General features: G+C 63.2%; 16 protein-coding genes. 8 read left to right on the forward strand and 8 right to left on the reverse strand.

Annotated features, from left to right (window positions below):
- The first annotated feature begins 32 nt into the window (after positions 1 to 32).
- Positions 33 to 863 (forward strand): 16S rRNA (cytidine(1402)-2'-O)-methyltransferase, encoded by an 831-nt coding sequence (rsmI, locus tag ABWI03_RS06030; RefSeq protein ID WP_095971043.1) that lies wholly within the window; start codon positions 33 to 35, stop codon positions 861 to 863.
- Here rsmI and ABWI03_RS06035 read toward each other — a convergent pair.
- The gene (locus tag ABWI03_RS06035) at positions 860 to 2,107 is read right to left on the reverse strand and encodes a DUF2786 domain-containing protein (RefSeq protein ID WP_298777676.1); all 1,248 of its coding nucleotides are present in this window, start codon (positions 2,105 to 2,107) and stop codon (positions 860 to 862) included. The two genes, rsmI and ABWI03_RS06035, sit on opposite strands and share 4 nt — an antisense overlap.
- A gap of 81 nt (positions 2,108 to 2,188) precedes the next feature.
- A complete protein-coding gene (gene metG, locus ABWI03_RS06040; protein ID WP_095971041.1) occupies positions 2,189 to 3,787 on the reverse strand; it encodes a methionine--tRNA ligase in 1,599 nt (532 codons plus the stop codon).
- Between the two features lie 21 nt (positions 3,788 to 3,808).
- On the opposite strand from metG, the gene ABWI03_RS06045 reads away from it, so the two are divergent.
- The 3 genes from ABWI03_RS06045 to ABWI03_RS06055 all read left to right on the forward strand — a co-directional run bounded on the left by ABWI03_RS06045 (position 3,809) and on the right by ABWI03_RS06055 (position 5,518).
- The gene (locus ABWI03_RS06045; RefSeq protein WP_095971040.1) at positions 3,809 to 4,636 is read left to right on the forward strand and encodes a TatD family hydrolase; all 828 of its coding nucleotides are present in this window, start codon (positions 3,809 to 3,811) and stop codon (positions 4,634 to 4,636) included.
- A gap of 76 nt (positions 4,637 to 4,712) precedes the next feature.
- The gene (locus ABWI03_RS06050; protein WP_298777681.1) at positions 4,713 to 5,096 is read left to right on the forward strand and encodes a DUF6578 domain-containing protein; all 384 of its coding nucleotides are present in this window, start codon (positions 4,713 to 4,715) and stop codon (positions 5,094 to 5,096) included.
- The gene (locus ABWI03_RS06055; protein WP_166813925.1) at positions 5,093 to 5,518 is read left to right on the forward strand and encodes a DUF6578 domain-containing protein; all 426 of its coding nucleotides are present in this window, start codon (positions 5,093 to 5,095) and stop codon (positions 5,516 to 5,518) included. Before ABWI03_RS06050 ends, ABWI03_RS06055 begins: the two co-directional genes overlap by 4 nt.
- A gap of 36 nt (positions 5,519 to 5,554) precedes the next feature.
- Here the strand turns inward: ABWI03_RS06055 and ABWI03_RS06060 are convergent, their stop codons facing one another.
- Together ABWI03_RS06060 and ABWI03_RS06065 are read right to left on the reverse strand one after the other, a co-directional pair.
- On the reverse strand, positions 5,555 to 6,322 hold the full coding sequence (locus ABWI03_RS06060) for an amino acid ABC transporter ATP-binding protein (RefSeq protein ID WP_124567434.1): 768 nt from the start codon (positions 6,320 to 6,322) through the stop codon (positions 5,555 to 5,557).
- Positions 6,319 to 7,767 (reverse strand): amino acid ABC transporter substrate-binding protein/permease, encoded by a 1,449-nt coding sequence (locus ABWI03_RS06065; RefSeq protein WP_095971037.1) that lies wholly within the window; start codon positions 7,765 to 7,767, stop codon positions 6,319 to 6,321. Before ABWI03_RS06065 ends, ABWI03_RS06060 begins: the two co-directional genes overlap by 4 nt.
- 236 nt (positions 7,768 to 8,003) lie before the next feature.
- On the opposite strand from ABWI03_RS06065, the gene ABWI03_RS06070 reads away from it, so the two are divergent.
- From ABWI03_RS06070 to rsmA, 3 genes are read left to right on the forward strand one after another with little or no spacing between them, the layout of a single operon-like run.
- Entirely contained in the window at positions 8,004 to 9,128 is a 1,125-nt protein-coding gene (locus ABWI03_RS06070) for a resuscitation-promoting factor (RefSeq protein WP_095971036.1), read from the forward strand.
- Positions 9,129 to 9,161: 33 nt separating this feature from the next.
- Complete coding sequence (locus ABWI03_RS06075) at positions 9,162 to 10,289, forward strand: resuscitation-promoting factor (RefSeq protein ID WP_095971035.1); 1,128 nt, start codon at positions 9,162 to 9,164, stop codon at positions 10,287 to 10,289.
- Positions 10,290 to 10,298: 9 nt separating this feature from the next.
- Complete coding sequence (gene rsmA, locus ABWI03_RS06080; RefSeq protein ID WP_003946263.1) at positions 10,299 to 11,198, forward strand: 16S rRNA (adenine(1518)-N(6)/adenine(1519)-N(6))-dimethyltransferase RsmA; 900 nt, start codon at positions 10,299 to 10,301, stop codon at positions 11,196 to 11,198.
- Between the two features lie 59 nt (positions 11,199 to 11,257).
- Here the strand turns inward: rsmA and ABWI03_RS06085 are convergent, their stop codons facing one another.
- Genes ABWI03_RS06085 through ABWI03_RS06095 form a run of 3 tightly spaced genes read right to left on the reverse strand, consistent with a single transcriptional unit; the run spans position 11,258 to position 14,650 of the window.
- The gene (locus ABWI03_RS06085; RefSeq protein WP_124567431.1) at positions 11,258 to 13,519 is read right to left on the reverse strand and encodes a heavy metal translocating P-type ATPase; all 2,262 of its coding nucleotides are present in this window, start codon (positions 13,517 to 13,519) and stop codon (positions 11,258 to 11,260) included.
- A complete protein-coding gene (locus tag ABWI03_RS06090; RefSeq protein ID WP_298777694.1) occupies positions 13,519 to 14,433 on the reverse strand; it encodes a DUF8832 domain-containing protein in 915 nt (304 codons plus the stop codon). Before ABWI03_RS06090 ends, ABWI03_RS06085 begins: the two co-directional genes overlap by 1 nt.
- Before the next feature lie 7 nt (positions 14,434 to 14,440).
- Positions 14,441 to 14,650 (reverse strand): heavy-metal-associated domain-containing protein, encoded by a 210-nt coding sequence (locus tag ABWI03_RS06095; protein ID WP_095971032.1) that lies wholly within the window; start codon positions 14,648 to 14,650, stop codon positions 14,441 to 14,443.
- Positions 14,651 to 14,964: 314 nt separating this feature from the next.
- Between ABWI03_RS06095 and ABWI03_RS06100 the strand changes: the two genes are divergently transcribed.
- A complete protein-coding gene (locus ABWI03_RS06100) occupies positions 14,965 to 15,168 on the forward strand; it encodes a cold-shock protein (protein ID WP_003946232.1) in 204 nt (67 codons plus the stop codon).
- Between the two features lie 96 nt (positions 15,169 to 15,264).
- On the opposite strand, the gene ABWI03_RS06105 is transcribed toward ABWI03_RS06100, so the two are convergent.
- The gene (locus ABWI03_RS06105) at positions 15,265 to 16,233 is read right to left on the reverse strand and encodes a helix-turn-helix transcriptional regulator (RefSeq protein WP_124567429.1); all 969 of its coding nucleotides are present in this window, start codon (positions 16,231 to 16,233) and stop codon (positions 15,265 to 15,267) included.
- Positions 16,234 to 16,257: the final 24 nt, after the last annotated feature.

The following is a 16,257-nucleotide window of genomic DNA, read 5'->3' on the forward strand; positions in this document are numbered from 1 at the left end:
CACAGTCACCTGGCAATCGTAGGCTGTCAGGTATGACTGGTCGTTTGGTACTCGCCGCAACACCCATGGGAGATGTCGGTGACGCATCCCCGCGTCTTCGGTCTGCTCTCGCAACCGCCGACGTCGTCGCTGCGGAGGACACACGACGCACCAAGTCTCTGGCGTCCGCGCTCGACGTCACCATCACCGGGAAGATCGTCAGTTTCTACGATCAGGTCGAGATTTCGCGGCTGCCCGCGCTGGTCGCAGATGTGGCCGAGGGCAAGACCGTCCTGCTGGTCACGGATGCAGGCATGCCGTCGGTCAGTGATCCCGGGTATCGCCTTGTTGCCGCGTGCGTAGCCGAGAACCTCGCGATAACGTGCCTCCCTGGTCCGTCGGCGGTGACGACGGCGCTCGCGCTCTCGGGCTTGCCCGTGGAACGGTTCTGCTTCGACGGGTTCCCGCCGCGTAAGCAGGGGCAGCGCAAGACGTGGCTCTCTGCCTTGGCAACAGAGCAGCGAGCATGCGTCTTTTTCGAAGCACCCCATCGCCTTGCCGATTGCCTTGCAGACGCGGTGGACGTCCTCGGACCGAATCGCCGCGCGGCCGTGTGCCGGGAATTGACCAAGACCTACGAGGAAGTGAAGCGCGGCACTCTCGGAGAGTTAGCTGCCTGGGCGGCCGAGGGTGTTCGCGGCGAGATCACGGTGGTGCTCGAAGGCGCCGTGTTGGTGGCATCTGATCCTGCCGATCTTGTCGACGAGGTGGAACGGTTGGTCGAGGGGGGAGCGCGCTTGAAGGACGCGTGTGCTCTGGTCGCAACGGCCGGCGTCTCCAAGCGTGAGTTGTACGAGACGGTCCTGGCCTCTCGAAAGGACTAGCGGGAGCGGTGCACTGCAGGGGCACCGGGACGCAGGTTGGCGTCGTCGGCCGCGGCTTGGCCGGCATGCCAGCCTTCGGCGTCGACGGACCGTCCGCGAGTCTTGCGGGTTGTCGGGAACAATCGATCGAACTCGGCGTCGACAGCCTCGGATGTGGTGGCGAGAATCGGCAGAAGGTCCGCGACGTCCATCGACGCCGCGTCGGCCGCTTCGGCGGTGGCCTTGGTGCCGGCGTCGCGTAGGCGGTGTCCGATTCGGCTGGCGAATCCGGAGAGGAAGCCCTTTCGGAACGAGGTGGTGCGTGAGCCACCCCGATTGCTCGAGTCGGCGAATTGCATTGCACGGGTTGCCTGTACGAGCAGGGAAGTGAACAGCATGTCGACTTGCTGAAGGTCGACCGGAGTGCCGACGACGGTCGCGAGTGCGATGTCGCTGAACCAGACCGTCCTGACTCGATTCGATTCACCGATCTCGGTCAGGAGGTGAACTTTTTCCTTCACGTACGGGTTCTCGATGTGAATGCGTCGGGCATTCACGGACGTGTCGGTGACCCCGGCGCGACTGTGGAGCAGCGCGGAATCGATCGCGTATCGAGTCATCAACTCCTGTGCCTTCGCGGTGAAAATCTCGGCTTCTTCGGCGAAGTTGGTGGCTTCCGCTTTGGCGAGCAGCCCACGAATTCGCTTGAGTACCTTGGCGTCGACCTCGGTATCACCGACGCCGGCATAGCTGGTGTCGGTGCGTTGCGACGGCCAGATGGACGGTGGCGCGAGCAATACCGTCCACTGAGGCAGGCGCATCCACGATCGCGCGACGTCGACGATCTGCGAAACGAGGAAGTATGGATCCTGGAACAAGAGGCCGGCCGCGAGGGAGCGAAAAACGTGGTCGTCCACGGTGATTCGAGAAGCGATGTGCCGAGACTTCGGATACTGCTCGCCGATCGTCTGCAACTGCCCCACCCATTCGAGCGGTGCGCGATCGGAGGCGCGCGACGCTTTCGCGTCGAACAGGATGGTGGTGGCGGCGAGATCGGCGTCGGACGCGTCTTTGCTTCGGCGCGCCAGATGAATCAGATCCGCCGGCTGCCATCCGCGGTCGTACGCCGCGGACAGTTCGGAAACGAGATCTCGCGCCGCGGAAACGGATTGAGGGCTGACCTCCTGAGTGGACACCCGTGCTCCGTTCCATGGCAGTGTCTGCGCCGAAGCGCTGGTTCGAATGTATGTTCTATTCGTCGTCATGGCTGGAGTGTGCACGTGGGGTCCGACACATCCGCCTGTAACCGGATATCTCGGACCCCACGTGCGGCACTCTCGCCTAGCTCATTCTTCGACGAAGCGGGGAAAAACTGGCGCCGGAGCAGGTAGTTTCCGGTTCGCGTCGATGCGAACCGCAATGTCGGCGAACTGACGGTTCTCTTCGCTCTGGCCGAGCAGATCGAGGATTCGCGACGCAGCGTCGGGCATCACCGGCTGAACGAGAAGCCCGACAATGCGGACCACTTCGAGCGTCACGTACAGAACCGTCGCCATGCGTGCGGGATCGGTCTTGCGCAGAACCCACGGTTCCTGCTTGGAGAAGTACCGGTTGGTCTCGCCGAGAACGCCCCAGATGGCTTCCAACGCGAGGTGCAGAGCCTGCACGTCGAACTCGCTGCGGCACTTGGCAAGCAAGGCGTCCGCCGACGCCAGCATCGCCAGGTCGTCCTCGGTGAACTCGCCGGGGGTGGGGACCTGGGCATCGCAGTTCTTCGCGACCATCGTCAGTGAACGCTGCGCGAGGTTGCCCAGTTCATTGGACAGGTCTGCGTTCATACGTGTCACGATTGCTTCGTGGCTGTAGCTGCCGTCCTGGCCGTACGAAATCTCGCGGAGCAGGAAGAAACGGACCGCGTCGAGGCCGTACTGATCGACCATCGCGATGGGGTCGACGACGTTGCCGACGGACTTCGACATCTTCTCGCCCTTGTTGTACAAGAACCCGTGGACGAAGACCCGCTCCGGTAGTTCGATGCCGGCAGACATGAGGAACGCCGGCCAGTACACGGTGTGGAACCGCGTGATGTCCTTGCCGATGATGTGCAGGCTCGCGGGCCAGAACTTCTCGAACTCCGCCGAGTCGACGTTCGGGTAACCCACGCCGGTCAGGTAGTTGGTGAGCGCGTCGACCCAGACGTACATGACGTGGTCGGAGTCGCCGGGAACCTCGACGCCCCAGTCGAACGTGGTGCGTGAGATCGACAGGTCCTTGAGGCCGCCCTTGACGAAGCTGACGATCTCGTTGCGGCGCGTCGTGGGGGCGATGAACTCGGGGTGCTCTTCGTACAGCGCGAGGAGACGGTCCTCGTATGCCGAGAGTCGGAAGGTGTAGTTCGACTCCTCGGTCCACTCCACGGGCGTGCCGGTCTCGGTGGACTGACGTGTGCCGTCCTCCAGCAGTGTGGTCTCGGCTTCGGTGTAGAAAGCCTCGTCACGAACCGAGTACCACCCCGAGTACGTGTCGAGGTAGATGTCGCCCGATGCGGCCATCTTCTCCCAGATCGCCTTGCTGGCCACCTGATGATCCGCGTCGGTGGTGCGGATGAACCGGTCGTACGAGATGTTCAGGACCTTGTCGAGGTTCTGGAACACGTCGGAGTTCCGAGCCGCGAGTTCGCGGACGTCGATGCCCTCTTTGATCGCTGTCTGCTGCATCTTCAGACCGTGCTCGTCGGTGCCGGTCATGAAGAACACTTCATGTCCGTCCAACCGCTTGAAGCGGGCGAGCGCGTCCGAGGAGATGTACTCGTACGCGTGGCCGATGTGCGGAGCGCCGTTGGGATACGCGATCGCTGTCGTGATGTAGAACGGCGGTCGTTCCGCGCCTTCCTGGGCGGCGGAGTCCGGGCGCGGGGTCTGGGAGGGTGAGGCAGGCACAGTCATGGTGCGCTTACTCTATCGGGCGTGAGCAAAGACCGTCCCGCCCCCGATGCCCCTGAGCCCTTGTCGCCTCTGATCGACGCCCATACGCACCTCGACGCGTGTGGTGCGCACGACGCTGTGACCGTGGCCGAAATAGTCGATCGAGCCGAGGCCGTCGGCGTCGGACGAGTCGTCACGGTGGCCGACGACCTTGATGCCGCGCGATTTGCAGTTGAAGCGGCTCATTGGGATTCGAGAGTCTACGCAGCCGTCGCAATCCATCCGACCAGGGCAAACGTTCTCGATGCCGGCACGCGAGCCGAGATCGAGCGGTTGGCGGCCGATCCACGAGTCGTTGCCGTGGGGGAGACGGGGCTCGACCTCTACTGGCCCGGCAAGCTCGAGGGGTGTGCCACCATCGAGGAGCAGGTCGACGGTTTCCGGTGGCACATCGATCTGGCGAAGCGTCTCGGAAAGACGCTGATGATTCACAATCGCGAAGCCGATCAGGATTTGCTACGGGTGCTGCACGAGGAAGGCGCGCCGGAGACCGTGGTCTTCCACTGCTTCTCCTCCGATTCGGAGATGGCCCGTGCATGCATCGACGCTGGCTACGTGTTGAGTTTCTCGGGGACCGTGAGTTTCAAGAATGCGAAGGCGCTGCGTGAGGCCGCGCTGTTGGTGCCCTCGGATCAGCTGATCGTCGAGACGGACGCGCCGTTCTTGACGCCGCACCCGTTCCGCGGCGCCCCCAACGAGTCGTACTGCCTGCCGTACACGGTGCGCGCACTCGCGGACATCCGCGGCGAGGATCCACAGGCGCTGGCCGCAGCGTCCACGGCGACAGCGGAGCGCGTGTACAAGCTCTGACGCTATTGTGGTCTGACAGGTAACTCCGCGCCCGGGACCGTCGTGTTCCGGTTCGTCTACTGCGCGGAGTATTCAGATGGATGACTACAACGTGGTCACAGTCCGCATCGAAACGTGGGAATTCGAGTGCTGTGCACCGTTACCGGTGGTCGGCGAAAAATCTTCGTGGGCTTTGCACCCGATTCAGAAGTCGCTGTGGTTCGACGGGTCGGTTCATGGGGGAATCTATCCCGACGAGGTGGAACCTACGTCCGGGATCGTTCGTTCGATTCGGCTCGAGCGCGGTGAATTTCTCGAACAAGGGTCCGGGCGCTGGGTGTTGGTGCCTGGGAGCATCGATTTTGTTCGAGTCGAGAAGGTCCCACGGTCTTTTCGCGGCATGTCATCACTGGTTGCCGGTCGTCGTGGCTGGATGGAGACGGCCGTTGTCGTCGAGCTTGCTGTTCTTGCGAGGGGATGAAGGGGCACAGCTTCACTGAGCCGACGCCCGTCGACTCTTCGGTCCGGATTGTCAGCGTTCATGTCGACGCGGTCGAAGTCGAGTGCTGCGGTCCGTTTCCTGTAGTCGGTGAACCATGCTCGTGGACATTGACACCGCGATCGCAGGTCGACGAGTTCGACGGTTGGGTTCACGGCGGGATGCCGGCAGCAGGAGTCCAGACCGCCGGCGTAGTCCTCGGGATTCTGGTGGAGACCACCAGCTACGTGGAAGTCGGAAACCCGAAGATGTGGTTACCCGTCGAAGACAGCGAGACATATCGAAGGGTCGACGCCAGTCCTCGGTGGTTCCGCAGGTTCGGCGACTTCGACTTCGAGCCGCAGAATCGGATGGAGACCGGACTGGTCGTCGAATTGGCCACCACCCGTGCGCCTTTCCGGTAGTCACCACTACCGAAAGGCGCACAGGGGGGCTTGGCCCTAGAGAACCTTCGCCAGGAAGTCCTGGGTGCGCTGCTGCTGTGGGTTGCCGAACAGGCTCTCCGGCTTACCTTCTTCGACGATGTATCCGTCGGCCATGAAGATGACGCGATCGGAAACCTCACGGGCGAAGCCCATCTCGTGGGTCACGACGACCATGGTCATGCCCTGCTCGGCGAGGTCGCGCAGCACCTGCAGAACCTCACCCACCATCTCCGGGTCGAGGGCGCTGGTGGCCTCGTCGAACAGCATGATGTCCGGGCTCATCGCCAGCGCGCGGGCGATGGCGACACGTTGCTTCTGCCCACCGGACAGGCTGGCGGGCTTGGCATCTGCCTTCTCTGCGAGGCCGACCTGGCCGAGCAGTTTGACGGCGATCTCGCGGGCCTGTTCCTTGGTCGATCGCCCGGTCTGTACCGGAGCGAGCATCACGTTTTCGACGACGCTCATGTGGGGGAACAGGTTGAAGTGCTGGAACACCATCCCGATGTGCTGGCGAACCTTGTCGATGTCGACGTCCTTGTTCGTGAGGTCGAACTGGTCGACGCGCACGGATCCGGCGGTGATGTCTTCGAGGCGGTTGAGGCAGCGCAGGAAGGTGGACTTGCCCGAACCGGAAGGTCCGATGACGCAGACCACTTCACCGCTCTTGATGTCGACGTCGAGGCCTTTGAGAACCTCGTTGTCGCCGAAGGACTTCTTCAGTCCCTTGACCGAAATCTTGACCTCGGTGTCTGACTTGCCCATGTTGACGGCTGTTTCGGTCACTTGTTGATCCTCTTCTCGAGGCGGTTCGACAGCTTGGTGAGCGCCATGATGATGATGAAGTACATGACGCCGATGATCAGCCACATGTTGAACGACTGGAAGTTGCGCGCGATGATGATGCGCCCTGTCTGAGTGAGCTCGGCGAGTCCGATGACCGACAGGATCGACGTGTCCTTGAGGGTGATGACGAACTGGTTGATGTACGACGGGATCATCGTGCGAATTGCCTGCGGCATGATGACTTTTCGCATCGACTTCATGTAGCTGATGCCCAGGCTTCGTGACGCTTCCATCTGTCCCTTGTCGACGGACAGGATGCCGCCGCGGACGATTTCAGCCATGTACGCGCCGGCGTTGAGCGAGAGCGTGATGATGCCTGCGGTGAAGGCGGACATCTGGAAATGCAGCGCTGCCGGGATGCCGAAGTAGATGAAGAATGCCTGCACCAACAGCGGTGTGCCGCGGAAGATGTCGACGTAGGTCGTGCCTATTCCGCGGACGAACACGTTGGTCGATACGCGGCAGAGGCCGAAGATCGCACCGAGAACCAGAGCGATCGCGATCGAGACGACCGAGAGAACGATCGTCAGCCACAGACCTTTGAGGAGTTGGGGGTAGGTGCTCTTGATCAAGCCGATGATCGAGTTGTCCGACGTCGATGCGCCCTGGCCGAGATAGGTCGAGACGATCTCGTCGTACTGGCCGTCGTCGCGCAGGTTCTGCAGACCGGCGTTGAACATCTGGAGCAGTTCGGCGTTCTGGCCCTTGTTGACTGCGAAGCCGTAGCTCGCGCCCACCTCTTTTTCGGTGACCGTCTTGAGGCCGTTGCCCTGGGTGATGCCGTAGGCGAGGACGGGGTAGTCGTCGAAGACTGCGACGGAGTTTCCGGTGCGGACCTCGTCGTACATGCTGGCGGAGTCGGCGAAATAGACTGTGGTGAAGCCGTATTGGTCCTTGATGGACTCTGCGAAGCTGGCGCCCTCGGTGCCGTTCTTGACGGCGACGCGCTTGCCTTTCAGGTCTTCGTACGACTTCACGTCGTTGTCGGTCTCGAGAACTGCCATCTGGACGCCGGACTCGAAGTACGGGTCGGAGAAGTCGAACACCTGCTTGCGGGCGTCGGTGATGGACATGCCGGCGATGACGCCGTCGGCCTGTCCCGCCTGCACGGCCTGAAGCGCAGCGTCGAAGCCGAGCTGCTTGATGTCGACCTTGAAACCTTGATCCTCGGCGATCGCGTTGAGCAGGTCGATGTCGATGCCGACGAGTTTGCCGTCTTCGTTCTCGAATTCGAACGGGGCGAATGTCAGATCGGTGGCGATCGTGTAGGTGCGTCCGGGTTGCGCGCTCGCTATTCCTGGGGCGAACAGCGCTGCGATCAGCGCCAGCAGGATGGCCAGGATCGGCCACCTGGCATTACGTGGTCTGTCGAATCTTCTTCGCACTATCGCCCAGCTTTCTTCTGTCGCGCCCGGGATCGCCGGACTGCTTTGAACCAGACGAGAACATACTGCGCCCAGAGCTGAATCGATACACGGGTATCGGAGCCGGAAAGTGCAGAACACACGACACGCCGTTGCCGTTCCGTGACAAAAGTCGCATTTCGTTGTGATTTGGTTGCCGATGCAACGCTCGGTCGTTACCGTATTGTGATCGAACGTCGTCTGCCTTGGGATTTCCTGTGTCGCCTTTTGCCAAGATCAACTCCACGAAGTCACCACTTCTCTATTCAGTGGTGGGTGCGTTGCTTCTGACGCTCATCGTCGGAGGTGCGCTCGCCGTGGTTCGGCACAAGACGATCACCCTCGACGTCGACGGCGACATGATCTCGCTGTCCACGATGTCGAGCAGCGTCGGTACCGCCCTCGAGGACGCCGGATACCCGGTCGATCCCAAGGATGCTCTCGCACCCAGCGCCGATTCCTCCCTGTCCGACGGCGATACCGTCGTTTTGCGCCGTGCCCGTGAGTTGGCTCTGACCGTCGACGGCCAGCCGACCACAATCTGGACCACCGCATTGACGGTCGACGAGGCACTCAAGCAGGTCGATGTTTCCGACGACTTCGCAGTCTCGGCTTCGCGCTCGCATCGTCTGCCCCTCGAACGTACCGAGCTCGACGTCGTCAGCCCGAAGACCGTCAGCGTCAGCGACGGTGGCGCTCCCGCGGCGGAGATCAAGCTCGCCGCCGTGACCGTCGGTGATCTTCTCGCGGCCAAGAATGCGCCGCTCGAGCAGGCCGACTCGGTTGTTCCCACCGCTGACACACCCGTTACCAACGGCCTGACCATCCAGGTCACCCGCGATCGCACGGACACCCGCGTCGAGACGCAGCCGATCGCGCCGCCGGAGAACAAGGTCGAAGACCCCGAGCTCGAGAAGGACAAGACGGTCGTAGAGAACCCCGGTGTTCCGGGTGAGCGCACGGCCACCGTCGAGGTCAAGACCGTCAACGGCGTCGAGGCCGGGCGAACCGAATTGTCCGCGACCGTGATCAAGGAACCCGTCGCAGCAGTGGTGAAGGTCGGTACCAAGCAGGCTTCCGCGCCTGCCGTTTCCAACGCGTCGACGTGGGACTCCATTGCGCAATGTGAAGCGACCGGAAACTGGGCCATCAACACGGGCAACGGTTTCTACGGAGGACTTCAGTTCACCCAGAGCACCTGGGAAGCATTCGGCGGCGGTCAGTACGCAGCTCGCGCCGACCTCGCATCACGTGAACAGCAGATCGCGATCGGCGAGAAGGTCCGCGCCGGTCAGGGCTGGGGTGCGTGGCCGTCCTGCACCAGCAAATTGGGCCTGCGCTGACGCGGCCTCACTCCACACAGAACTCAGGAACCCATGTCACCGTTCGCCAAGATCAACTCGACCAGGTCGCCGTTGTTGTACTCGGTGATCGCCGCGCTTCTCCTGACGGTTCTCGTGGGTGGCGTTCTGGCCGTCGTCCGGCACAAGACCATCACCCTCGACGTCGACGGTGAACAGATCCGCCTGAGCACCATGTCGACCAACGTCGACGGCGCTCTCGAGGATGCGGGTTACCCGATCGGTGACAAGGACGCAGTTGCTCCCGCGGCCGACGCGTCACTGTCCGACGGCGACACCGTAGTGCTCCGTCGCGCTCGTGAGATCACGCTGACGGTCGACGGTCAGCCGCAGAAGCTCTGGACCACTGCCTTGACCGTCGACGACGCGCTCGAGCAGTTGGACGTCGCGGCGGATGTGCACGTGTCGGCGTCGCGCTCGCAGCGTCTTCCGCTCGACGGCGCTGCTCTCGATGTCCTGACACCGGTCGTCGCAAAACTGGTCGACGGCGCGAACGCAGCAGCAGACGTGCGTATCGCAGCGCCCACGGTCGGGGAGTTCCTCACCGCCAACGGCACCCCGCTCGAGCAGTCGGACACCGTGGTTCCGGCTGCCGACGCTCCGCTGACCGAGGGTCTCGAGGTCACGGTGACGCGCAACCGCACCGAGAACAAAGTCGAGACCTTGCCGCTCGATCCGCCGGATCAGCGCATCGAGGATCCGACGATGAACCAGAGCCGGACGATCGTCGAGAACCCGGGGGTTCCGGGCGTGCGTGACGTGACGTTCGCCGTGAATCTCGTCAACGGTGTCGAGGCCGGACGTACACAGGTATCGGAGACGATCACCACACCGGCGCAGCCGAAGGTCGTGCGTGTCGGAACGAAGCCGGGCACCGAGGTGCCGCCCGTGGAGAACGGTGCGACGTGGGATGCGCTTGCACAGTGCGAAGCCACCGGCAACTGGGCTATCAACACCGGCAACGGTTTCTACGGCGGCGTGCAGTTCGATCAGAACACGTGGGAACGGCAGGGCGGGTTGAAGTATGCGCCTCGCGCCGACCTCGCAACCCGTGAAGAGCAGATCGCGATCGCGACGCAAACGCAGCGCACTCAGGGCTGGGGCGCATGGCCGTCGTGCTCGGGTCGCCTCGGACTGGGATAAGTTCTACTGGTGTCAGACGCCGAACAATCGAACGAACCCATCGCTACTCCGCGCGGGCAGGCAGCCCTGCTCGGTCCGGTCGAGGTGCGCGCTCTTGCCGAGGAATTCGGTGTTCGGCCCACGAAACAGTTGGGGCAGAACTTCGTTCACGACGCCAATACCGTGCGGCGCATCGTCACCACGGCGGGCGTCACTCGTGACGACGTCGTTCTCGAGGTCGGGCCTGGTCTCGGTTCGCTGACGATGGCGCTGATGGACGTGGTCGATCGGGTCATCGCAGTCGAGATCGATCCCAACCTCGCGGCTCGCCTGCCGAAGACGGTGGCCGAGCGAGCGCCGGAGTTGGCCGATCGCCTGACCGTCGTCGAAGCCGACGCGATGCGTGTGTTGCCTTCGCAGATTCCCGGCGAGCCGACCGCGCTGGTCGCGAACCTGCCGTACAACGTCGCGGTGCCGGTGTTGCTGCACCTGTTCGCTTCGTTGCCGAGTTTGCGGACCGCACTCGTGATGGTGCAGGCCGAGGTCGCCGATCGCCTGGCGGCTGATCCGGGGAGCAAGATCTACGGTGTTCCCAGCGTCAAGGCCAACTTCTTCGGCGAGGTTCGCCGCGCCGGTGCCGTCGGACGCAACGTCTTCTGGCCGGTGCCCAAGGTCGAATCCGGTCTGGTTCGTATCGACCGGTACGCGGAGCCGCCGTGGCCGATGGACGAGAAGCACCGCAAGCAGGTTTTCGCGGCTATCGACGCCGCATTCGCGCAGCGCCGCAAGACTTTGCGTGCCGCGCTCAGTGGTTGGGCAGGTTCGCCCGCCGAGGCCGAACGACGGCTCCTCGCTGCCGGTATCGAGCCACAGACGCGTGGTGAGATGCTAGACGCAGCAGCCTTCGTTCGGCTGGCTGGAGGCGAATAGCCCCGTGCGCGGTTAAGGAGTGCAGGGACTCCCTAACCGCGCACAGGGGGCTTGCCCCCCTATTTGAACCGCCGCAACCTCAGGCTGTTGCTCACCACGAACACACTGCTGAATGCCATTGCGGCACCGGCGAGCATCGGGTTGAGTAGGCCGGCCGCGGCCAGCGGGATCGCAGCCGTGTTGTAGGCGAAAGCCCAGAACAGGTTGCCCTTGATGGTCTTGAGCGTCTTGCGGGACAGCCGAATTGCATCGGCTGCCGACCGCAGGTCACCGCGCACCAGGGTGATGTCGCTGGCCTCGATTGCAACGTCGGTGCCCGTGCCCATTGCCAGACCCAGATCAGCCTGAGCGAGAGCTGCCGCGTCGTTCACGCCGTCGCCGACCATGGCCACGACGCGTCCTTCCGCCTGCAGTTTCTTGACGGCGTCGACCTTGTCGGCCGGCATGACCTCGGCGAAGACGGTGCTGATCCCGACCTGATCCGCCACGGTGCGGGCAACAGTGGCGTTGTCGCCGGTCAGCAGGACCGGTTCCAGGCCGAGTGCCTTCAACTGCGCGATTGCTTCGGCACTTGTGTCCTTGACCGCGTCGGCGATCACGAGGACGCCGCGCGCCTGGCCGTCCCAGCCCACCGCAATTGCGGTCCGCCCGGCCTTCTCTGCTTCAGCTTTCGCCTCACGGAGATTTTCCGGCAACGGCATCGACCAGTCGGCCAGCAGTGCGTCTCGGCCGGCGACGACGGCATGACCGTCGACCATTCCCTGCACGCCGCGTCCGGCGACGTTCACGAAGTCCTCGACCGGAGGCAACTCGCCCACGACTTCGGTCGCGCCCTTCGCGATTGCTGCTGCGATGGGGTGCTCGGAGCGATGTTCGAGGGCGCCGGCCAGCCGAAGCACCTCGTCGACGGTTGTACCTTCGCCGACCACGGTGTCGAGCAATGTCATTTGACCGGTGGTGACGGTTCCCGTCTTGTCGAGCACGACGGTGTCGACTGCCCGGGTCGATTCGAGTACCTCGGGACCCTTGATCAGGATTCCCATCTGGGCTCCGCGGCCGGTGCCCACCAACAGGGCTGTGGGCGTTGCCAATCCGAGGGCACAGGGGCACGCGATGATCAGCACGGCGACAGCAGCGGTGAAGGCCATCTCGATGGGGTTGCCGGTGCCGAGCCAGTAGCCCAGGGTCGCAACGGCAATCGCGATGACGACCGGTACGAAGATGCCGGCGATTCGATCGGCGAGGCGCTGAACTTCGGCCTTGCCGTTCTGTGCGTCTTCGACCAGTGCCGCCATCTGGGCGAGTTGGGTGTCGCTCCCGACGCGGGTTGCCTCGACGGTCAAGGTTCCGCCGACGTTGACGGTTGCGCCGACGACAGTGTCCCCGACACCGACTTCCTCCGGCACGGATTCGCCGGTCAACATGCTCATGTCGACGGCTGAGTGGCCTTCGACGATGATGCCGTCGGTGGCGATCTTCTCGCCGGGCCGAACGATGAAGGAGTCGCCCGCTGTCAGTTCTTCGGCGGGGATTCGTACTTCCACACCATTTCGCAATACCGCGACGTCTTTCGCGCCGAGTTCCATGAGCGCGCGTAGTGCGGCCCCGGACGTGCGCTTGGACTTGTGCTCGAAGTAGCGTCCGGCCAGCACGAACGTGATGACGCCCGCGGCAACCTCGAGGTAGATGTTGGCGCTGCCGTCCATCCGGTCGACCGTGAGTCTGAAGGCGTGTTTCATCCCTGCTTCGCCCGCGGTGCCGAAGAACAGTGCGTAGAGGGACCAGATGAATGCCGAGATGGTGCCCAGGGAGATGAGCGTGTCCATCGTGGCGGCGCCGTGACGCAGGTTGACCCAGGCGGCCCGGTGGAAGGGCAGGGCTGCCCACACGATGACCGGTGCGGCCAGCGTGAGGGAGAGCCACTGCCAGTTGTCGAACTGGAGCGCGGGAATCATCGCCATCGCGATGACAGGGACGGAGAGAAGGGTCGAGATGATCAGGCGCGCGCGAAGCTCGCGCAGATCGCGATCCTGCGGTGTTTCCGCATCCGGGTCGACGGTGTCAGTCGAGCTGGGCGGCTTGGGGAGCGCGGCGGCGTAGCCGGCGTTCTCGACGGCAGCCACCAACTCCTCGACGGGTACCCCGTCCGGGAAGGTGACCTTGGCCTTTTCCGTCGCGTAGTTGACGGTGGCCGTGACGCCGTCGATCTTGTTGAGTTTCTTCTCGATTCGTGACGCGCAGGAGGCGCAGGTCATCCCGGTGATCGCGAGTTCGACGCTGCTCGAGTTGGCAGCATTGTCGACCGCAGTCGGTGACGTCATCAGTGCCCTTCCTCGTGATTGTCTGGAACTGAAGCTGTGGAAGTGCCTGCATCAACGGTGAATTCGGCGGTGCGAACCACACCCTTGTGCTGGAAGTCGAGGAACAGTCGGTAGGTGCCTTCGCTCGGCGCCTGTGCGTGAAAGGAAATGTCCGGACCAGGAGCTGTGACGCCGTCTCCCGGCTCACCCTCGGGGTGGACGTGCAGATAGGCGAGGTCGCCGGTGCGCAGAGCCACAAGATGGCCGTAGGCGCCGAGGTACGGATCGAGATCGGTGACCGGGACTCCGTCGCGAGCAACGCTCAGCGTGATCGGGCCGCCGGCAGTGCTCAGATCACCGTCGAGAGTCACGGTGTATCCGTCGACAGTTGCGGTAGCGCTCTTCGCCGGCAGCGGTGCAGGAGTGAATTCGCCTGCCACGTCGAAGTTTCGGCCGAGCGTCAGTTGGGTGCCGTCGGTGGGATCGAAGTCCGCGAACACCCGGTAGGTACCGGCGACGGGCCAGGTCCAGTCGATCGACCAGGTGCCGTCAGCGGCGAGTGAAGGATGTACGTGGCGAAATTCGCTCGTGTCGTTTCGGACGACGATGAGGTGGAGCTTCTTCTCGTGCAGTAGGTCGAAATCGACGACGGGTGCGTTGTTGCCGTCGAGAATCCGGAAGGCCAACGTTCCCTGCTCCCCGGCCCGACCGGGTGCGGTCACTTCGGTGAGTGTGTATCCGCCGGAGGAGACTTCGAGGCCTGCGGGTGTTGCGGAATCCATGCCTGGCATCGATTCGGTGGTTGATTCGTGGGTGCTGTGCTGGGTGGTGGACATGTCTATCGGGCTTCCGATTGCGGCCCCCACGCCGAGGGCGGCGCCGAAGACGGCGACCAGCCCTACGGCGTAGGCGGCAAGTGTTGTCGAGGTGCGCACGGCTGACTCAGCTTGGTACGACTGTGTAGCCGGCTTCGTCGACTGCTGCGACGACGTCGGCTGCGGAGACGGGAGCATCGCTGGTGACGACGACGCGTCCGCTCGCCAATTCGACATCCACCGCGGTGACGCCCGCGATGTTGCCGATCTCTTCCTTGACGGATCCGACGCAGTGTCCGCAGGTCATTCCGGAAACGGTGTATTCGGCGGTGGTCATCGCAGATCCTCTCGATTGTGGAAAACTCATTTTACGGATACCCGGTGTAGGTATCGCTCTGCATCTGAAGGTACCCCCAGGGGGTATGCCTGTCAACGGCTTGGGCAGTGACGAAGGCCTCAGGGAAGACAACACGGCGGATGTGTGGTCTACTTGTGTTGGTCGTAAGTGTTTGTGTTTGTGTTTCCACGCTCGCAAATGGTTAGGTTGCGAGCGTTTGGACATCCTCCACGGATTTGTCTCAGAACGGTCGTAGTAAGTGACCCGGGCGGTCGAAGCGACTGCCTGTTGACACTGTGTTAGAGGAGATTTACATGGCAGAGGGCATCGTGAAGTGGTTCAACTCCGAGAAGGGGTTCGGCTTCATCGCTCCCGAAGACGGCAGTGCTGACGTCTTCGTTCACTACTCCGAGATCCAGAGTGGCGGCTTCCGCACTCTCGAGGAGAACCAGCGCGTGGCGTTCGAGATCGGTCAGGGCAACAAGGGCCCGCAGGCCACCGGCGTTACCATCGTCTAAGACGTCCATGTAAGTCGGGCAACCGACGCATGACGTACTGACAAGACCCCAGCTCTTCGGAGTTGGGGTCTTGTTGTATTTTGCGCGAAAGTGCTGTCATGCATTGAGATACCGCTGAGCGGCCACTGCCGTTTCCGCCGCGATCGTGCGGCATTCCTCACGGAGTTCAGGTGGATTCACCACCGTGAAATCGGCGTCGAAGGCCCTGAGCCACTGTGCGATCGACCGCAGGGACGTGCCCGAAAGCACTATGACGCAACGGCCTTCGTCGGTGGACTCCACTGATCCCCACTGTTCACTGACCATGGGTGCAATCTGCTCGATGGGTGCATGCAGTAGAACTGTTGCGCGCGTGGAGGAATAGGCACGAGCAACACCGCGCGAGACGAAGTCTGCTGCGCCCCCGGCCGGTAGGTCCCGAGGCGTGAATCGTGGACCGGTAGGGATCTTGGGTTCCATCCTGTCGACGCGAAACGACCGCCAGTCTTCGCGAGCGAGATCCCAGGCCACCAGGTACCACCGAACTCCCGACCTCACGAGTCGGTACGGTTCCACCTCGCGCCGGCTCTGCGTCCCGTCGTGCGTGCTGTAGTCGAACCTCAGGCGTTCGTGGTTGTGGCACACCGACGCGATGGCGGACAGGACCGACGCATCGACTGCGCTCGCTGCCGGCTCTCGTGGCACCACGTCGATCGACAGGGACTCCAGACGGTGCCGCAGTCTCGACGGCATGATCTGTCGTAATTTCGCGAGCGCGCGCATCGAAGCCTCGCCGATGCCGACCACGGATCCGGTCGCCCCGGACTGCAGAGAGAGCGCCACCGCGAGCACTTCTTCGTCATCGAGCTGAAGCGGAGGCATTTCCGCACCGGCTCCCAGGCGATATCCACCGCCGACGCCGACCGTCGCGTCGACTGGGTATCCGAGATCGCGGAGGCGGTCCACGTCCCGGCGCACTGTGCGCGGGGTGATCGCGAGCTTGTCTGCGAGTTCGGCACCGGACCAGTCTCGACGCGTCTGGAGCAGTGACAGCAACCGCAGTAGGCGAGCCGATGTCTCCTTCATGGAAGGAAGTCTGCCAAACATTTA

The sequence above is a fragment of the Rhodococcus baikonurensis genome, from assembly GCF_040489275.1.
GTDB classification, from domain to species: Bacteria; Actinomycetota; Actinomycetes; order Mycobacteriales; family Mycobacteriaceae; genus Rhodococcus_F; species Rhodococcus_F baikonurensis.

Bases quoted from the DNA above. Each gene is read 5' to 3' on its own strand.
- ABWI03_RS06085 (WP_124567431.1), bottom strand. From the start codon at position 13,519: ATGACGTCACCGACTGCGGTCGACAATGCTGCCAACTCGAGCAGCGTC.
- ABWI03_RS06035 (WP_298777676.1), bottom strand. From the start codon at position 2,107: ATGACGACGAATAGAACATACATTCGAACCAGCGCTTCGGCGCAGACA.
- rsmI (WP_095971043.1), top strand. From the start codon at position 33: ATGACTGGTCGTTTGGTACTCGCCGCAACACCCATGGGAGATGTCGGT.
- ABWI03_RS06095 (WP_095971032.1), bottom strand. From the start codon at position 14,650: ATGACCACCGCCGAATACACCGTTTCCGGAATGACCTGCGGACACTGC.
- ABWI03_RS06055 (WP_166813925.1), top strand. From the start codon at position 5,093: ATGAAGGGGCACAGCTTCACTGAGCCGACGCCCGTCGACTCTTCGGTC.
- ABWI03_RS06105 (WP_124567429.1), bottom strand. From the start codon at position 16,233: ATGAAGGAGACATCGGCTCGCCTACTGCGGTTGCTGTCACTGCTCCAG.
- ABWI03_RS06100 (WP_003946232.1), top strand. From the start codon at position 14,965: ATGGCAGAGGGCATCGTGAAGTGGTTCAACTCCGAGAAGGGGTTCGGC.
- ABWI03_RS06050 (WP_298777681.1), top strand. From the start codon at position 4,713: ATGGATGACTACAACGTGGTCACAGTCCGCATCGAAACGTGGGAATTC.
- metG (WP_095971041.1), bottom strand. From the start codon at position 3,787: ATGACTGTGCCTGCCTCACCCTCCCAGACCCCGCGCCCGGACTCCGCC.
- ABWI03_RS06075 (WP_095971035.1), top strand. From the start codon at position 9,162: ATGTCACCGTTCGCCAAGATCAACTCGACCAGGTCGCCGTTGTTGTAC.